Source organism: Streptomyces spororaveus, from assembly GCF_016755875.1.
Lineage (GTDB): Bacteria > Actinomycetota > Actinomycetes > Streptomycetales > Streptomycetaceae > Streptomyces > Streptomyces spororaveus.
Genome location: NZ_BNED01000005.1, coordinates 4,637,012 through 4,651,079, shown reverse-complemented (window position 1 = coordinate 4,651,079; position 14,068 = coordinate 4,637,012). Strand labels below are relative to the sequence as shown.

12 protein-coding genes and 2 tRNA genes are annotated in these 14,068 nt (G+C 73.3%); 4 read left to right on the top strand and 10 right to left on the bottom strand.

Features of this window, described 5'->3' with window-relative positions; all coding sequences use genetic code 11:
- Positions 1 to 94: 94 nt before the first annotated feature.
- The 4 genes from Sspor_RS23380 to Sspor_RS23365 all read left to right on the top strand — a co-directional run bounded on the left by Sspor_RS23380 (position 95) and on the right by Sspor_RS23365 (position 5,591).
- Entirely contained in the window at positions 95 to 1,945 is a 1,851-nt protein-coding gene (locus Sspor_RS23380) for an NsdA family TPR-like regulatory protein (RefSeq protein ID WP_202200875.1), read from the top strand.
- Positions 1,946 to 2,022: 77 nt separating this feature from the next.
- The gene (gene lhgD / locus Sspor_RS23375; protein ID WP_202200874.1) at positions 2,023 to 3,255 is read left to right on the top strand and encodes an L-2-hydroxyglutarate dehydrogenase; all 1,233 of its coding nucleotides are present in this window, start codon (positions 2,023 to 2,025) and stop codon (positions 3,253 to 3,255) included.
- A 205-nt stretch (positions 3,256 to 3,460) separates the two neighbouring features.
- Complete coding sequence (gene trmB / locus Sspor_RS23370) at positions 3,461 to 4,207, top strand: tRNA (guanosine(46)-N7)-methyltransferase TrmB (protein ID WP_372499825.1); 747 nt, start codon at positions 3,461 to 3,463, stop codon at positions 4,205 to 4,207.
- Between the two features lie 64 nt (positions 4,208 to 4,271).
- Positions 4,272 to 5,591, top strand: coding sequence for a PrsW family intramembrane metalloprotease (locus tag Sspor_RS23365; protein ID WP_373318907.1), 1,320 nt, complete (start codon positions 4,272 to 4,274; stop codon positions 5,589 to 5,591).
- Here Sspor_RS23365 and Sspor_RS23360 read toward each other — a convergent pair.
- The 10 genes from Sspor_RS23360 to Sspor_RS23315 all read right to left on the bottom strand — a co-directional run bounded on the left by Sspor_RS23360 (position 5,500) and on the right by Sspor_RS23315 (position 13,973).
- Positions 5,500 to 6,528, bottom strand: a complete 1,029-nt coding sequence (locus tag Sspor_RS23360; protein ID WP_202200871.1) for a M23 family metallopeptidase — start codon at positions 6,526 to 6,528, stop codon at positions 5,500 to 5,502. The two genes, Sspor_RS23365 and Sspor_RS23360, sit on opposite strands and share 92 nt — an antisense overlap.
- A gap of 301 nt (positions 6,529 to 6,829) precedes the next feature.
- Positions 6,830 to 8,002, bottom strand: coding sequence for a PP2C family protein-serine/threonine phosphatase (locus Sspor_RS23355; RefSeq protein ID WP_202200870.1), 1,173 nt, complete (start codon positions 8,000 to 8,002; stop codon positions 6,830 to 6,832).
- Between the two features lie 206 nt (positions 8,003 to 8,208).
- Positions 8,209 to 8,282 (bottom strand) — tRNA-Met (locus Sspor_RS23350).
- Positions 8,283 to 8,366: 84 nt separating this feature from the next.
- On the bottom strand, positions 8,367 to 8,909 hold the full coding sequence (locus Sspor_RS23345) for a GNAT family N-acetyltransferase (RefSeq protein WP_202200869.1): 543 nt from the start codon (positions 8,907 to 8,909) through the stop codon (positions 8,367 to 8,369).
- A 175-nt stretch (positions 8,910 to 9,084) separates the two neighbouring features.
- Positions 9,085 to 9,157: transfer RNA gene (locus Sspor_RS23340), tRNA-Lys, on the bottom strand.
- A 218-nt stretch (positions 9,158 to 9,375) separates the two neighbouring features.
- On the bottom strand, positions 9,376 to 11,706 hold the full coding sequence (locus tag Sspor_RS23335; protein ID WP_202200868.1) for a DEAD/DEAH box helicase: 2,331 nt from the start codon (positions 11,704 to 11,706) through the stop codon (positions 9,376 to 9,378).
- A gap of 278 nt (positions 11,707 to 11,984) precedes the next feature.
- Complete coding sequence (locus tag Sspor_RS23330) at positions 11,985 to 12,527, bottom strand: hypothetical protein (protein ID WP_202200867.1); 543 nt, start codon at positions 12,525 to 12,527, stop codon at positions 11,985 to 11,987.
- A 176-nt stretch (positions 12,528 to 12,703) separates the two neighbouring features.
- On the bottom strand, positions 12,704 to 13,096 hold the full coding sequence (crcB, locus tag Sspor_RS23325) for a fluoride efflux transporter CrcB (RefSeq protein WP_202200866.1): 393 nt from the start codon (positions 13,094 to 13,096) through the stop codon (positions 12,704 to 12,706).
- Positions 13,093 to 13,626, bottom strand: a complete 534-nt coding sequence (locus Sspor_RS23320) for a FluC/FEX family fluoride channel (RefSeq protein ID WP_202200865.1) — start codon at positions 13,624 to 13,626, stop codon at positions 13,093 to 13,095. The genes crcB and Sspor_RS23320 overlap by 4 nt, the downstream gene beginning before the upstream one ends.
- Positions 13,623 to 13,973: a metallopeptidase family protein gene (locus tag Sspor_RS23315; RefSeq protein ID WP_030012899.1), complete on the bottom strand. Its 351-nt coding sequence runs from the start codon at positions 13,971 to 13,973 to the stop codon at positions 13,623 to 13,625. Before Sspor_RS23315 ends, Sspor_RS23320 begins: the two co-directional genes overlap by 4 nt.
- Between the last annotated feature and the right edge of the window lie 95 nt (positions 13,974 to 14,068).

Genomic DNA, 14,068 nt, shown 5'->3' with positions numbered 1-14,068 from the left:
CGCTTGGGAGGCGGGGAACTACGCTGGGTTTACGAAATGCCGGGCGCCTATGCCCCGGCGGCGTCTGCGTTCCGCGTGTGACGAGGGGTGGCGCATGTCCAGGGAGCTCCGCGAGCCCAATGAGAAGCTCGGCGCCGTCCTCGCCCTCGCGGGCATCAGCAACGCCGGGCTGGCCCGGCGGGTCAACGACCTCGGCGCACAGCGCGGCCTGACGCTTCGGTACGACAAGACCTCGGTGGCCCGGTGGGTGTCGAAGGGGATGGTGCCCCAGGGCGCCGCCCCGCATCTGATCGCCGCCGCCATCGGCGCGAAGCTGGGGCGGCCGGTACCGCTGCACGAGATCGGGCTGGCCGACGCGGACCCCGCGCCCGAGGTCGGTCTCGCCTTCCCGCGCGACGTCGGGGCGGCGGTGCGGTCGGCCACCGACCTCTACCGGCTCGACCTCGCCGGGCGCCGCGGTGGCGGCGGGATCTGGCAGTCGCTCGCGGGCTCGTTCTCGGTGGCGGCGTACGCGACGCCCGCCTCGCGCTGGCTGATATCTCCCGCCGACAGCTCGGTGGCCCGGGAACCGGCGGGCAGCCGGACCGCGCACCCCGCGACCGCCGCACCGGCACCTGCCGACGGCCCGGCACCCGGCACACCGGCACCCGGCGCCGCGGTGTCCGACGCCATGACGGCCGAAGGCCCGACGACGACCGGCAGCCCGGCCACCGGCACCCCGACGGCCGGCACGCCGGCCACCGGCGGCCCGACGGCAGGCATCTCCGCTCCGCTCGACCCCGCGGCGCGGCACTCCATGGTCCAGAGCCCCGTATCAGCGACCCCCTCGGCTCACGACGGGCCGGCGCGCGAGGCGACGGCACCAGGTCCCCGGTCCTTCCCGGACGGCCGCACGACCGGCCCGATGACAGGTCTGGCCGGGCCGATGGCAGGCCCGGGTTCCGGACCGATGACGGGACCGGCGACGGGCCCGCCGTCCACCGTTGTGCCCGCCCAGCCCTTACCCGAAACGCCGCGCGACCACGGCCAGCGCGTGGGTCACAGCGACGTGTCCAAGCTGCGCGAGGCCGCCGAGGACGCGCGCCGCTGGGACTCCAAGTACGGCGGCGGGGACTGGCGTTCGTCGATGGTCCCCGAGTGCCTGCGGGTGGACGCGGCGCCGCTGCTGCTCGGCTCCTACACGGACGAGGTGGGCCGCGCGCTGTTCGGCGCGACCGCCGAACTGACCCGGCTGGCCGGGTGGATGGCCTTCGACACCGGCCAGCAGGAGGCGGCCCAGCGCTACTACATCCAGGCGCTGCGCCTCGCCCGCGCGGCCGCGGACGTACCGCTCGGCGGCTACGTCCTGGCCTCGATGTCCCTGCAGGCGACCTACCGGGACTTCCCCGACGAGGGCGTCGACCTCGCGCAGGCGGCCGTCGAGCGCAACCGCGGCCTGGCCACCGCCCGCACCATGAGCTTCTTCCGGCTGGTCGAGGCGCGGGCGCACGCGAAGGCGGGCGATTCGACGGCCGCCGGGACGGCGCTGCGAGCGGCGGAGGGCTGGCTGGAGCGGTCCCGGGAGGGCGATCCGGATCCGACTTGGCTGGGTTTCTACTCGTACGACCGTTTCGCGGCGGATGCCGCAGAATGCTACCGGGACCTGAAACTGCCCCGGCAGGTACGGCGCTTCACGGAGCAGGCCCTGTCCCGGCCCACCGAGGAGTACGTACGGTCGCACGGGCTGCGGCTGGTGGTGAGCGCGGTCGCCGAGCTGGAGTCGGGCAATCTCGACGCGGCGTGCGCGGCGGGCACCCGGGCGGTGGAGGTGGCGGGGAGGATCTCCTCGGCGCGGACGACCGAATACGTACGGGACCTGCTGCACCGCCTGGAACCGTACGGGGACGAGCCACGTGTGGCGGAGCTGCGGGAGCGGGCCCGGCCGCTGTTGGTGACGCCGGCGTAGAAGTGCGCCGGCGCGGGAGTGGCGCCGGCGCGGGACCGGTCTTCCGGGGGCCGCGTGGCCGCGTTGTCGGTGCCGGGGTGCAGTATGCAGGGGTGGGAGGTGTCAGCGTGGGTGGCGGCGTGGACTGCGATGTGCTGGTGATCGGCGGCGGAATCGTCGGCCTGTCGACGGCGCATGCCGTGGCGCGCATGGCTCCGGGGACCAGGGTCGTGGTCCTGGAGAAGGAGCCCGGCCCGGCCCGGCACCAGACGGGCCGCAACAGCGGGGTGATCCACAGCGGGATCTACTACCGCCCGGGTTCCCTGAAGGCGCGCTTCGCGGTGAGCGGGGCTGCCGAGATGGTCAAGTTCTGCGCGGAGCACGGCATCGCGCACGAGGTGACGGGCAAGCTGATCGTCGCCACGGAGCGGGAGGAGCTGCCGCGGCTGCACGCCCTGGTCCAGCGCGGCCGGGAGAACGGCATTCCGGTGCGCGAGCTCGGCCCGGCGCAGATCACGGAGTACGAACCGGAGGTGCGGGGGCTGGCGGCGATCCACGTCGGCAGCACCGGGATCGTCGACTACGGCCGGGTGAGCGCCCAGCTCGCGGAGTCCTCGGGCGCGGAGATCGTCTACGGCGGCGCGGTGGACCTGATCTCCCGGCGCGCGTCCGCGGTGGCCGTGCGCACCACGTCCGGCCTGGTGGTCAGGGCGCGGGTGCTGGTGAACTGCGCGGGCCTCCAGTGCGACCGGATCGCCCGCCTCGCCGGCGACGACCCGGGTATGCGGATCATCCCCTTCCGCGGTGAGTACTACGACCTCGCGCGGCCGGACCTGGTTCGGGGCCTGGTGTACCCGGTGCCCGACCCGGCGTTCCCCTTCCTCGGGGTGCACCTGACCCGGGGCATCGGCGGCGGTGTCCATGTCGGCCCCAACGCGGTGCCCGCGCTGGCCCGCGAGGGGTACGGCTGGTCGACCGTGCGGCCCCGGGACATCGCGGACGAGCTCGCCTGGCCGGGATCCTGGCGGATGGCCGCGCGGCACTGGCGGTACGGGACGGGCGAGATCCACCGCTCGCTGTCGAAGCAGGCCTTCACCCGGGCGGTACGGCGCCTGCTGCCGGCCGTCACGGCCGCGGACCTCCGGCCGGCCGCGGCCGGGGTCCGGGCCCAGGCCGTGCTGCGCGACGGCACCCTGGTGGACGACTTCCTGATCCGCGACGCCCCGCGCACGGTCCACGTCCTCAACGCGCCCTCGCCCGCCGCGACCGCTTCGCTCCCGATCGGCCGCGAGATCGCCTCCCGGGCCCTGCGGACCCTCGGCTCGGCCTGAGCGGACCCGGAGCCCGGGGCGACGGCCGGGCCGACGGCCGGGCTCCGCCCGGAGCCGGGGCGCACACGCCGGTCGGGCTGACATGCGCCCGTCCGGCGTTTGAGGGCGGCCCCGACCCCCGTCGTAGAATCACGGCATTGTGTCTGAGTCCCTGAACCCCCAGTCGCCCCGCCTCCCGGACGCCGCGCCGGAGGCGAACTCGTACGTGCCGCCCAAGTGGCGCACCGAGCCCCGCTTCCCCGACGGGCCCTCGCCGGACCCGGCCGGCTCGCACCACGAGCGGCGGATCCGGAGCTTCCAGCCCCGCCGCAGCCGGGTCACCACCGGGCAGGGCGAGGCCCTCAAGCGCCTGTGGGGCACCTGGGGCCTGGACATCGACGGCCACCGGGTCCTCGACCTCAAGGAACTCTTCGACGGGCTGCCGGTCGTCCTGGAGATCGGCTTCGGCATGGGCGAGGCCACGGCCCAGATGGCAGCCGACGACCCCGGCACCGGGATCCTCGCCGCCGATGTGCACACCCCGGGTCAGGGCAACCTCCTCGCCCTCGCCGAGCGCGGCGGGATGACCAATGTCCGGGTGGCCAACGGCGACGCCATCATCCTGCTCCGCGAGATGCTGCCGCCCGACTCGCTCGCCGGGATCCGCGTCTACTTCCCGGACCCGTGGCCCAAGGCACGCCACCACAAGCGCCGGCTGATCCAGCCGGAATTCCTGACGCTGGCCGCCACCCGCCTCGCGCCCGGGGCCGTACTGCACTGCGCGACCGACTGGGAGCCGTACGCCGAGCAGATGCTCGAAGTGCTCACCGCGCACCCGGACTTCGAGAACACGCAGCCCGACGGCGGCTTCTCGCCGCGGCCCGACTTCCGGCCGCTGACCCGCTTCGAGGGCCAGGGCCTCGACAAGGGCCACCTCGTACACGACTTGCTCTTCCGTCGCACGGAGAACTGACAAGGTCACCGCGCGTGTCAGACCGGCTCGCTAGGGTCATGGTGTGTACCGAGAGCTCCACCTCGTGCTCCCACGTCCGTCCGGCACGGTCCGCACCTGCGTGCTCCTCGCCCTGCTCGCCGCGACCGGGATCGCCATCCTCGAACTCGTGCGGGAACAGACCGGCACCCCCGGCTTCTTCGTCGGCCTCGGTCTGGCCCTGGTACCGGTGGCGCCGCTCATGGCGGCCTTCCGGTGGCTGGGCCGGGCCGCGCCCGCGCCCTGGTCGCAGCTGCTGTTCTGCTTCGGCTGGGGTGCCTGCACCGCGGCGCTGATCGCGATACTGGCCAACAACTTCGCCACCGAGTGGATAGCCGCGGCCACCACCGACGCCTCGGCCGCCGATCACCTCGGCTCGGTGGCCATCGCCCCGGTGGTGGAGGAGAGCGCCAAGGCGGCCGCCCTGCTGCTGGTGTTCGCGTTCCGGAGACGGCATTTCACCGGCCCCGCCGACGGGTTCGTGGTGGCGGGCTTCACCGCCACCGGCTTCGCCTTCACCGAGAACATCCTCTACCTCGGCAACGCCTTCGTGGAGGACCTGGCCGACCGCAGCGGCGCGCTGGAATCGGTGACGGCGGCGACCTTCTTCGTACGGATAGTGCTGTCGCCGTTCGCGCACCCGCTGTTCACCGTGCTCACCGGGCTGGGCTTCGGCGTGGCCGCCGTCAGCGCCCGCCGCCCGCGCCGGATCGGCCTGCCGCTGCTCGGCCTGGTGCTGGCCATGGGCATGCACGCGCTGTGGAACGGCTCCTCACAGTTCGGGGATCACGGGTTCTACGTGGTCTACAGCTGCGTGATGGTCCCGGCGTTCGGGCTGCTGGTGTGGCTGGCCGTGCGGATAAGGCGCAACCGATTGCGGGCCGTCGAGGGGGAACTCGCCCTGTACGCGGCCGCGGGCTGGCTCGGTCCTGCCGAGGTCCCGGCCCTGGCCTCGATGCCGGCCCGGTCACTGGCCCGCTCCCTGGCCCGGCGCTCCGGGGGCCGGGCCGCCGGACGTACGGTCGCCCGCTACGAGGCGGACGCCGCGGCCCTGGCCCTGCTACGGAACCGGGCGCGGCGCGGCGGCCCCGTACGGGAGCCGGATTTCGCGGGCCGGGAACGGGAGTTGCTGCACCGGCTCTGGCGGTCGCGGGCGACGGCGGGTCCGGCGCTGGCCCGGGCGGCGGTCATGGAGGAGCTGGTTCCGCCGTGGTTCGACCCGCTGGACCCGGCGGCCGCGGGGAGGTGCGTGCCCGGGCCGCGACGGACGGACCTCAGACGTTCAGACCCTTGGAGTTCAGCCACGCCAGCGGGTCCTGTGTCGACCCGCCCTTGCGTACTTCCAGGTGGAGATGAGGTCCGGTGACGTTGCCGGTGGCGCCGACGCGGCCGATGGTCTCGCCGGCGCCGACCGTGCCGGAGGTCACCGACATCGAGGAGAGGTGGCAGTACCAGATCTCCGTACCGTCCGGGAGCTCCAGCACGATCCGGTAGCCGTACGCACCGGACCAGCCGGCCGAGGTGATCTTTCCGGCGGCCACGGCCTTGGCGGGGGTCCCCGTCGGGGCCGCGAAGTCGAGGCCGGTGTGGTGGCCGGAGGACCACATGGAGCCGGAGTCGCCGTAGTGCGAGGTGAGGGTGTAGGCGGAGGTGGGGAGGGAGTAGCTGCCGGACGGCTTGGCGAGGCGCTCCTGCTCCGCCGCCTTGGCCGCCGCCGCTTCCGCGGCCTTCGCCTCGGCCTCTTCCCTGGCCTTGGCCTCGGCCTCCTCCTTGGCCTTGGCCTCCTCTTCGGCGGCCTTGCGGGCCTCCTCCAGCTTCTCCTTGGCCTCCTGCGCGGCCGCCTGCCGGGCGGCCTGCTCGGCCTCGGCCCGGGTCTTGGCGTCCTCGGCGTCCTGCTGGGACTCCGCCTGCTGGAGGATGCGGTTGCGCAGGGCCTCCCCCGCGTCCGCGGCGGACTGCTGCCGGGTGGTCGCCGTCCGCTCGCCGGCCGAGGCGGCCGAGGCGGAACCCGCGTCGTCCTGCTGGGCCTTGCCCCCGGTCATGATGTCGGGGAGGGCGGGCAGGGATATCGCGACCTGGGGCCGGTCCTGCGCGGTGGCGATGCCGCCGGCGCCGACCGCCGCGATCACACCGACGCCGAGCACGGTGGAGCTGCGGGCAAGTCCCCCGCGCTGCTTGGCGACCCGGTGCTTGCCGCGGACGGGCCGCACCGAATCCTCGGTGGGGTTCCACTCGCCCCAGGCACCCGCGGTGGGCGGCTCCTGGATCTCGATGCCTTCAGGGGCAGGCAAGTTGGAGGCCACCAGGGCACACTCCTCATCGACGCGCGGGACGCGCGCGCGCACGGTGCCGTCTCTTGCGACGGCTGGGACGACCGCGCTGCGTTATCGAAAGGTAATAGACGTAGGGGAGTGATTCCAAGCTCATCCGCTTGATCGTTCCTACCAATCGGCCACCCACCGACTGGCTTTGGCCACCGCTTATTCCTTCAAATCAGCCCAACTCAGGGCAAAAATCAAGCGACACCCTTATCACTTCAGCCACAGGCCGGAAATGACGGTCCGTCAATCTGCTTGCGGAGAGCACCCCTTCGATTACCGAACGTCACATCACATCGCCGCGGGGCACCACCGGCACGGTCCGCCGCCGCTCGGGCTCCCGCTCCCCCGGCCGGCCCACCGCGAGCAGCGCCATGTCGTCCGTCGCCCCGCCGCCCGTATGCCGGCGCACATCGCTGCTGAGCGCGCTGAGCAGCGCCTGCGGCCCGGGAAAGATCCGACCGCGCAGCCGGGCCGCCGGATCGTAGAAGTCGCCCGCCCCGTCCCGGGCCTCCGTCAGCCCGTCCGTGTAGAGCAGCAGGGTGGTCCCCGCCGGGAAGGCCCACTCCTGCACCAGGTCCGGCCAGCCGCCCAGCTCCCCCATGCCGAGCGGCAGGGCCGGCTCCACCGGGGTGAGGACCGCCAGCTCACCGTTCCCGTGCAGCAGCAGCGGCTCGGGGTGGCCCCGGTTGAGCAGCCGCAGCACGCCCTCGCCCGGCGGGACCTCCCCGAGCACGCACGTCGTGAACCCCTCGACCGCGTCCAGGCTGTCGCGCCGGGTGCCCTCGCGGGCCAGCGCCCGCTCCAGCCGCTGCGCCAGCGCCTCCAGCGTGGGCTCGGTGTCCGCCGCCTCCCGGAACGCCCCGAGGACCACCGCGACGGCCTCCACCGCCCCCAGCCCCTTGCCCCGTACGTCGCCCACCGCGAGCCGCACCCCGTACGGGGTCTCCTGGACCGCGTACAGGTCGCCGCCGATGAAGGCGTCCGCCTGCGCGGCCTCGTACCAGGCGGAGACGTGCAGCCCTCCGATGCGCTCGGCGGGCTTGGGCAGCACCGCCCGCTGCGCGGCCTCGGCGATCCCGCGCGCCGAGGCGAGCCGCTCGCCGCTGCGCCGCACCATGCGGTTGATCAGGAGCGCCAGCCCGGCCACGGTCAGTACGGTCACCAGCTCGGTCAGCGCCTCGACCTTCCAGCTGGTGCCGCCCAGGAGGTGCAGCAGGAACACCGCGCACACGGCCAGGCCGCCCGTCAGGGCCGTCGCCCAGAGAGTGAACAGCGGGGCGGCGATCAGCGGGGCCGCGGTGAAGAACGGGGATCCGGTGAAGCTGGGCGGGGTCAGCACGTCGAAGACCAGCCCGAGGACGATCAGCGCGCCCGGCAGCACCAGCAGTACGCGACGGGTCACACCGCTCCCGCCCGCACGCCCGCCGCCGTTGCCCTGCCGGCCCAGCCCCACCACGCCGCTCTCCTGCCGCCCGGTCCGTCGCACGGGTCCGGGCCCGCCGCCTGATCGCCCCTCAAGGCTGGGGGCATGGGCATCCGTACGGCGACCTGACGGCGGCCGGACGGGTGAGGGAGGCGTGACGGAGGCGTGACGGAGCAGCCGACGGGGCCGGACACGACGAAGGCCCGGTTCCTGGAGAGGAACCGGGCCTTCGTACTGAGTAGCGGGGACAGGATTTGAACCTGCGACCTCTGGGTTATGAGCCCAGCGAGCTACCGAGCTGCTCCACCCCGCGTCGGTAAACACAACTCTACGCCATCCGGGGGGAGCCCTTCACCAATTAACCGCCGGGCAGCCCGCAAACACCCATCACCGCAGGTCAGGAAGGCAAAACCGGCCGTGGACGCTCGTCCGCCAGAGCGCCCCGGGCGCGGGTCAGGACGCGGGTGGTGCTGCCGTCGTCCTCCCGCACGTCCCGGACACGGGTGAAGCCGATGCGCTCCAGCAGGACCAGGGAGGCCCCGTTGGCCTCGGCCACGGTGGCGTGCACCTCGGTCAGGCCGAGGGTGCCGAAGCCGTACGCGACGACCGCCTCGGCGATCTCGGTGCCGAGGCCCGCTCCCCAGGCCTCGGGAGCCAGGGCGTAGATGATCTCGTGGCCGTCGACCTCGTCGGTCCGCTTGATCTCGGCGTGCCCGACCAGCCGGCCGTCGCGGCGCACGGCCCACACGTCGAAGAGGTTCTCGGCGTAGACCTTCGTGAAGACCCGCCCGAAGAGCGCCCGGTCCTCGGCCTCGGTGGCAGGACCGTCCCCCATCCACCGGGACACCCGGGTGTCCTGGAAGAGGGCGACGAAGCCTTCCTCGTCGGCGGGGGTGTACGGGTCGAGCAACAGCCGCTCGGTACGCAGAACAGGCGTCATGCCCCGGGACGCTACCCGCTCCGCCCGGCGCGTTCACCGCATTAACCGCCCCCTCCGCCCGGGACTTACGGGCCTCACCGCCCGTCGCCCGGTACGGAGAAGCGCCCCGCCCGAAGGAATCGGACGGGGCGCTCTCGTTCAGGCCGGAGGATGTCTCCCCCATGCCTGCGAGCGGTAGGCCATGTCGGACTCGAACCGACAACCAACGGATTAAAAGTCCGCTGCTCTGCCAATTGAGCTAATGGCCCTCCAGGTGCTCACCCCAGAGCATAGCCGGACCGCGCCGGTCAGCCGATCGGGTATCCCCCGACCGGCCTGTCGCCGCCGGGTCGGTGGTGTTCCGGACGGCCTCGGGCCGGTCCCCGAAAGGGTGTTACGGGGCGTCAGCTTCCGGGAACGGAGAAAGGGCCCGTACGGCACCTGGGTGGCGTACGGGCCCTTTCTCAGGGGTTCAGCTCAGCTGTGATCAGCCGTTGCGCTTCCAGCGCGGCTTGTCGTCGCGGCGGCCGCCGAAGCCGCCGGTGGAGCCGGAGCCGGAGCCGGAGCCGGACGGACGGTGGTCGTCACGGCGGCCGTATGGGCGGTCGCCGCCACCGGAGCGGAAGCCACCGGACGGACGGTCGTCGCGGCGGAAGCCACCACCGGACGGACGGTCGCCACCGGAGCGGAAGCCACCGGAGGGACGGTCGTCACGGTTGAAGCCGCCGGAGGGACGGTCGTCGCGGCGGAAGCCACCACGGTCGCCACCACGGTCATCGCGGTTGAAGCCACCGGACGGACGGTCGTCACGACGGAAGCCACCACCGGACGGACGGTCGCCACCGGAGCGGAAGCCACCCGACGGACGGTCGTCGCGGCGGAAGCCACCACGGTCGCCACCACGGTCATCGCGGTTGAAGCCACCGGACGGACGGTCGTCACGACGGAAGCCACCACCGGACGGACGGTCGCCACCGGAGCGGAAGCCACCCGACGGACGGTCGTCGCGGCGGAAGCCACCACGGTCGCCACCACGGTCGTCACGGTTGAAGCCACCCGACGGACGGCCACCGCGGTCACCGCGGTCGTCGCGACGGAAACCACCACGGTCGCCACCGCGGTCGCCACCGCGGTTGTCGCGACGCTCGAAGTTGCCGCGGTCGTCGCGCTGGGCGCGCTGCTCCTCGCGGCGCTCCTGGGCGGCGATCTCGGCGGCAGCGGCGGCGGCAGCAGCCGCGACCTCGGCCTCGGCGGCCTCGGCCACCTCGGCGACAGCGGCCTCCGGGTCCTCGCCGCGCTCACGGGCGGAGCGGGCGACGAGGCGGTCGGCCTCCTCGCGCAGCTCGACGGCGCGACGGCTCAGGCGCTCCAGCTGCTTGGTCAGCTCGGCGACCTCGCGCTCGGCCTGCTTGGCGGCGTTGTTCGCGGAGTCGGCCTGGACCTCGGTCAGCGAACGGGCACCGGTGATCTCGGCGACCTCGGGCTCGAAGGCGCCGGCGCCCTGGACGATGTGGCGCGAGGCGTCGACGCCCGCGTCCTCCATCAGGCGGAAGATCTGGCGGCGCTGGTGCGGCAGCGCGAGGGAGACGACGACACCGGACTTGCCGGCACGGGCGGTACGGCCCGAGCGGTGCAGGTAGTCCTTGTGGTCACCGGCCGGGTCCACGTTCAGGACCAGGTCGATGCCGTCGACGTGGATGCCGCGGGCGGCGACGTCGGTGGCGACGAGCGCGTTGACGTAGCCGTCCTTGAAGTCGGCGAGGACGCGGGTACGGGCACCCTGCGTCATGCCGCCGTGCAGCGCGTCGGCCTTCACGCCGGCCTCGACGAGCTGCTCGGCGATGCGGTCGGCGCCCAGCTGGGTGCGGACGAAGATGATGGTGCGGCCCTTGCGGGCGGCGATGGCGGCCGTGACCGGCGCCTTGTCCTTCGGCTTCACGACGAGGACGTGGTGCGTCATGGTCGTGACGTTGCCCTGCGCGCTGTCGACCTCGTGCGTGACGGGGTTGGACAGGTAGCGCTTGACCAGCGTGCCGATCTCGTTCTCCATGGTGGCGGAGAAGAGCATGCGCTGGCCGCCGCCGGGGATCTGGTCGAGCAGCTCGGTGACCTCGGGCAGGAAGCCCAGGTCGGCCATCTGGTCGGCCTCGTCGAGGACCGCGACCTGGACGTTCTCCAGGGAGCAGGCGCCACGGTTGATGATGTCGCGCAGACGGCCGGGGGTGGCGACGAGGACGTCGACGCCGCGCTCCAGAGCGTAGATCTGGTTGCTCATGGAGGTACCGCCGCAGACGACCTTCATCTTCAGGCCGAGCACGTCGCCGTAGGGCTGGAGCGCGTCCGCGACCTGCATCGCGAGCTCACGGGTCGGCGTGAGGATGATGGCGCGGGGCTTCTTCTTGTCCGTGTGACCGCCGGCCAGCTGGGCCAGGGTCGGCAGGCCGAAGGAGAGGGTCTTGCCGGAGCCGGTGCGGCCGCGGCCCAGGATGTCCTTGCCGGCCAGGGCGTCCGGGATGGTCGCGGCCTGGATCGGGAAGGGGGAGGTGACGCCGTTCTGGGCGAGCTTGCGCACGACGCCCTCGGGCAGACCGAGGTCGCCGAAGGTGATCGAGGGCTCGGCGTCCGCGTCGGCGTCGTCGAAGTCGTCGGTGGAGTCCTCGAAGGACCCGTCGGTGTTCACGTCGGCCTCAAGAGCCTCGATGATCTCGTCCGCCTCGGCGGCCTCGATCGCCTCGGTCACCACAAGGGCCTCGGCGTCGATGATCTCGTTGGAGTCGTTCTCGGGCATGACGGAACGGTCAGAGCTGGAAATGGACATGCGAAATGCGAAACCTTCCGGAGTCTCGGCACGCGCCCAAACTCCGTGAATCGCAAATCGACCGCCTCAATGCGGTCAGCCACGGCTAGGGAGAGTACGCGCCACACGGCGCTCTTCGGATTCGGCGCCGGGCAATGGGATCAAACGATCTATAACCATACGCACCCTCCCGGGGGTCTGGCAAGTCGCTCCCGGAGAACCACCTCTGACCTGCGAAGACACCCGAACGGCCGATACCGGACCGGGCCCGTCGGCCCCCGGCCGGATGCCCGCCGGGCCTAGAGTTCCGGCGCCGGGATGACGGTCGGCTCCGGCTGCGGACTCGACGGCGCCGGCGTGGGTTCCGTCACAGGGGGAGTGGTGGCCGGCGGCGACGGGGTCGGGCTGGCCGAATGCTGCCCGCCGGCCGAACCGCCCGGGCCGCCGGATCCGCCCGACCCGCTCGAACCGCCCGAGGCGGGTTCCTGCGGGCCCTGCCCGCCCGCCCCGCCGCCCGGTCCCGCCGACGGCGCGGGCACGCCCGGCGCCCCGCTCGGCGCACCCGGGCTGGGGGAGGCCCCGGTCGCGCCGGAGGCCTTGCCGTCCTCCTTGGGCCGGCCGTCCTGGGCCCCCGTACCGTCCTTCACGCCGTGCCCGTTGCCGTGGATCCCGGAGCTCCGCCCCGAAACGGTTCCCGCGCCCGCCTCGGCGCCGCCGCGGCGGTCTCCCGAAGCGGCGGGCCCGGGCTTCGCCGCGTCCTCACCGACGCTCATGCAGCCGGCCGTCGCCGCGACCGCGAGCGCGGTGACGGCCAGTCGGAGGGAAGCGGACAACTGGCGCACGGGGGCACCTCCGGAGCCTGAGGGTGAACATTCCGCATGAGCGGGTCAATGTGCCCAACTCCCTTTGACCCGTAAGGGACACGCCCTCGCCGGAACACCCGGGGCGAACCCCTCGGCCGACCCCCTGCGGCCGGCCCCCTCGGCCGCCCCCTCCCAAGGGCTCCCGGACGACCCCCTCAGCCGAGGAGCTGCCGCGCCACCTGCGACCCGAGGTGCACCGCGCCCAGCCCCACCAGCACCGACATCACCACGTTCGCCGCGGCCAGGAACCCCCGGCCGCGCTCGGCCAGCCGCAGCGTCTCGTACGAGAACGTCGAGTACGTGCTCAGCGCACCGCACAGCCCGGTCCCGAGCAGCAGCTGCAGCCGCGAGGAGGCGGCCCCCGCCAGCGTCGCCCCGGCCAGCGACCCCAGCACCAGGCAGGCGGTCGCGTTGACCACGAAGGTGCCCCAGGGGAACAGGCTGTCCGGGCCGTCCGGGCCGGCCAGCCGCCCCTGCACCGCACGGTCCAGCAGGTAGCGCAGCGGCGCGCCGACGGCCGCGCCCGCCACCACGAGCAGCCAGTTCACCTCGGGGTACCCCCCGGTGCGCGCCCGGCACCGCGGACCGCGCGCCGGGTCGCCGCGGCCGCCGCCCACACCGCGCCGAGCGCCGCCACCACCGTGAGAGCGCCGTAGGCCAGGGCGGTCCCGGTCCGTTCCTCGTCCAGGAGCCGTGAGAAGTCCACCGCGTAGGTGGAGAAGGTGGTGAAGCCGCCGAGCACACCGACCCCGGCGAAGGGCCTGAGCAGCGGATGCGGGGCCGTCCGGCCACCCTCGCTGATCAGCACCATGAGGACGCCGATCAGCGCACTGCCGGAGGCGTTGATCCACAGGGTCGCCCACGGAAAGGCCCCGGGCCCGGCCGGCCACAGCAGGGCGATCCCGTACCGCGCCGCGCCCCCGACCGCCCCGCCCGCCGCGACCGCCGCGAGCACCCGGCCCTGGGGCTCGGCGCGCTGCGCCGGTACGTGCAGGTCGACGTCCGGATCGATGGCCTCCGCGGCATCCGCCGCCCGGACCGCCCCGTCACCGGGAACCGGGACGGCGGGCCCGGTCACCCGTACCCCAGCGCGTGCAGCCGCTCGTCGTCGATCCCGAAGTGGTGGGCGATCTCGTGCACCACGGTGACCTCCGTCTCGGCGACCACGCTCTCCCGGTCCTCGCACATCCGCAAGGTGGGGTTGCGGTAGATGGTGATCCGGTCGGGGAGCACCCCGGCGTACCACTCGCCGCGGTCCGTCAGCGGAGTTCCCTCGTAGAGGCCGAGCAGTTCGGGGTCGTCGGCGGGCGGTTCGTCCTCGACGAACACCGCCACGTTGTCCATCAGCCGCGTCAGCTCCGGCGGGATCCGGTCCAGGGCCTCTGCGACGAGCTCTTCGAACTCCTCGCGCGTCATCTCCAGCACCCGGCCATTGTCGCTCCGGGGGAAACCGTTTTGGCGATAGCTCCCCGGATCCCATATGCTTCTCACGTCCCCGACGCGCTGAGAAGTGCCCGGCG

Excerpts from the sequence above, each read along its gene's own strand:
- Sspor_RS23380 (WP_202200875.1), top strand. The coding sequence starts at position 95 with ATGTCCAGGGAGCTCCGCGAGCCCAATGAGAAGCTCGGCGCCGTCCTC.
- Sspor_RS23345 (WP_202200869.1), bottom strand. The coding sequence starts at position 8,909 with ATGACGCCTGTTCTGCGTACCGAGCGGCTGTTGCTCGACCCGTACACC.
- Sspor_RS23335 (WP_202200868.1), bottom strand. The coding sequence starts at position 11,706 with ATGTCCATTTCCAGCTCTGACCGTTCCGTCATGCCCGAGAACGACTCC.